This window comes from Solidesulfovibrio alcoholivorans DSM 5433 (assembly GCF_000702665.1).
Classification (GTDB): Bacteria; Desulfobacterota; Desulfovibrionia; order Desulfovibrionales; family Desulfovibrionaceae; genus Solidesulfovibrio; species Solidesulfovibrio alcoholivorans.
Genome location: NZ_JNJA01000054.1, coordinates 1 through 2,417, shown reverse-complemented (window position 1 = coordinate 2,417; position 2,417 = coordinate 1). Strand labels below are relative to the sequence as shown.

Genomic DNA, 2,417 nt, shown 5'->3' with positions numbered 1-2,417 from the left:
TCTTGGGAACGGAAATTTTGGGGTTGACTTCGGGACGAGTTTGGGGCATTTAGCCTGTTCCCTGATTCTGTTTATAGGACCGTAGCTCAGGGGGAAAGCGCTTGCTTGACACGCGAGTTTCCCGATTTAACCCCTTAAAATAATTCCAAAAGCCCCTATGAAAAGTGATCTCGTTGGCGGAGAGCCAACGGGATCTTTTTCTTTTTTTCGGCCTGAGAATCGGACTTTGGTCGGTCGTTGGTCAGTCGTTGGCGGTGGCTGCCAACTGGGATAGTTATTTTCGGATTTACTGTTGATTTCATTGAATTTTTTTTAGATGCAACTCTCATCTTTTCCCAGTGTTCCCCCCTTGACCGATGGCAAATGCTGTTATAATTTTTGTTTGAACATCAAGGGAGGAGATATGCGAGCAACCGTCACCCAAATTGGAAATTCCACGGGATTGATCCTTCCGAAAGAAGTTGCCGCGCGTCTCAAGGTGAAAAAAGGGGATAGCGTTTACCTCACCGAGACGCCGGAGGGATATTCCGTCACTCCCTATGACCCGGAATTTGAAGCGCAAATGGAATCCGCTCGTAAGGGAATGGCCCGTTATCGCAACGCATTGAAGGAACTGGCCAAGTGATGGACTGGCGGTGGCTGACCGAGAAGGTGATTGTCGCCATCCATGACGAACAAATCGCTGAACATGGTGGAGGAAGAGGCGTCAGGGATCATGGTCTTTTGTTGTCGGCACTTGCGCGACCTCAACACCTTTTGCAATATGGTGCTCCCGATGTTTTTGATTTGGCCGCAGCTTACGCCTTTGGTATCGTAAACAATCATCCCTTCATTGATGGGAATAAGCGGACGGGTTTTCTCGCTGCTTATGTATTTCTGGACATCAATGGTTGGGAATTGACCGCACCGGAACCCGAAGTAGTTGCAGCAGTTCTTGCCTTGGCCATTGGTGAAATCGATGAAAAAGGATTTTCGACGTGGCTTAAGGATCGATCTCTTGGTAGTCAGGATTCTGGTGAACAAGAATGCCCCTGAGGTGAAATACGCGGCCGCTCGCGTTGTTGGCCTCCCTCCTCGGGTCAATGGGCAGTTGCCTGCCCTTCGTACGGGCTTGAAGTGCAGGATGGACGGGGCCATGCCCCATGGTAGACCTCTGGGCATTGACGGGCTTTTCACCGATGCCAGGTACGAACAAGTTCCACGACCTGTCATGGGAGGCGGACGAAAATGTCCCCACCTGAATCCTCTAGCGTGCGTGCCCGAATCACGGGCGGCGATGCGCTCGCATTGATCGAATTGATCAACATGTGCCTCGCCTGTAAGGACAAAGAGGATTTCAGGGCGCTATTTCCGAAAATTCAGGAACTCTTTTCCTTTGATTACGCCATTACCGCACTGGGTGAACTTGACAGGCCTCATGGGCTCTTATTGGCAAGTCATATTAATGTCAGCTTTCCCGATGGATGGCTCTCGGAGTATCTGGCGAAAAACTATCCTCAGAGAGACCGTGTCGTTCTGGAAAACTTCCGATCCTTTCGGGTTCAGGTCTGGCCCCTGGCCAGAAAGAACCTTTTTCGCAGAGAGGAGATTACGTCGCTCGGCTTTGATTTTGGGCTGCGGGAATGCTGTACCCACGGCATATCCGGGATGGCGGGAAGTCGAGGCAGTATGTTCTGTTTTTCCGGTTCGTCCATTACGTGTTCCGATCGGCACAAAGCGATACTGGAGGTACTGATCCCTCACCTGCATATGGTGTTATCCGACATCACCAGGGATAAATTCCATGGGAAAGGGGACGTTGTCCTCTCCGCCAGAGAGAAGGAAGTGCTCGATTGGTTGAAAGCGGGAAAGACTTCCTGGGAAATCTCCGTCATCCTGAAAATCAGCGAGAGAACCGTCAACTTTCATGTAACCAACATTCTGCGGAAGCTTCAAGTGGTGAACCGCGCGCAGGCCGTGGCGGTAGCGATCCACTCCGGTTTGGTCGACATTTCCTGACCTGATCCTCTTTCCGATCGTTTTGCCTGTCAGTTCTGACAGGTGAAATACCTATCTGATGGTGTACTTGGGCTTAATCCTGTTCACACGCTTTGGAGAAGGCAAGGAGGACACCATGAAAATTGCCGCAATCAATGGCAGCCCGAAGGGAAGAGAGAGCATTACCCACTTGATGGTTCGTTCATTTTTGCAAGGAGCAGAGCGGGCTGGCGCGGAGACCGTAACGGTTTTTCTGGCGGAAAAAGACATCAGGCATTGCCGGGGGTGCATGACATGCTGGTTCAAGACTCCGGGGAAATGCATCATTGACGATGACGACATGGCGTGCTCAGCGTCAATTACTCTTGGGCACTGACGACAACTATTTTTGTGCATCCACCTCGGCCTCAGCCATGTGATCTTCGGGTTTGAGGTCGGCC

General features: G+C 51.1%; 4 protein-coding genes. All 4 read left to right on the top strand.

Annotation, left to right across the window (positions count from 1 at the left end; translation table 11 throughout):
- The first annotated feature begins 403 nt into the window (after positions 1-403).
- The 4 genes from Q368_RS25400 (at position 404) to Q368_RS0122720 (ending at position 2,353) form a co-directional block, all read left to right on the top strand.
- Positions 404-625: an AbrB/MazE/SpoVT family DNA-binding domain-containing protein gene (locus Q368_RS25400; protein WP_084159007.1), complete on the top strand. Its 222-nt coding sequence runs from the start codon at positions 404-406 to the stop codon at positions 623-625.
- A complete protein-coding gene (locus tag Q368_RS25395; RefSeq protein WP_084159006.1) occupies positions 625-1,035 on the top strand; it encodes a type II toxin-antitoxin system death-on-curing family toxin in 411 nt (136 codons plus the stop codon). The genes Q368_RS25400 and Q368_RS25395 overlap by 1 nt, the downstream gene beginning before the upstream one ends.
- Positions 1,036-1,227: 192 nt before the next feature.
- On the top strand, positions 1,228-1,998 hold the full coding sequence (locus Q368_RS27345; protein WP_029461300.1) for a helix-turn-helix transcriptional regulator: 771 nt from the start codon (positions 1,228-1,230) through the stop codon (positions 1,996-1,998).
- 115 nt (positions 1,999-2,113) lie between these two features.
- Positions 2,114-2,353 (top strand): flavodoxin family protein, encoded by a 240-nt coding sequence (locus tag Q368_RS0122720; protein ID WP_029461299.1) that lies wholly within the window; start codon positions 2,114-2,116, stop codon positions 2,351-2,353.
- The last annotated feature ends 64 nt before the right edge of the window (positions 2,354-2,417 follow it).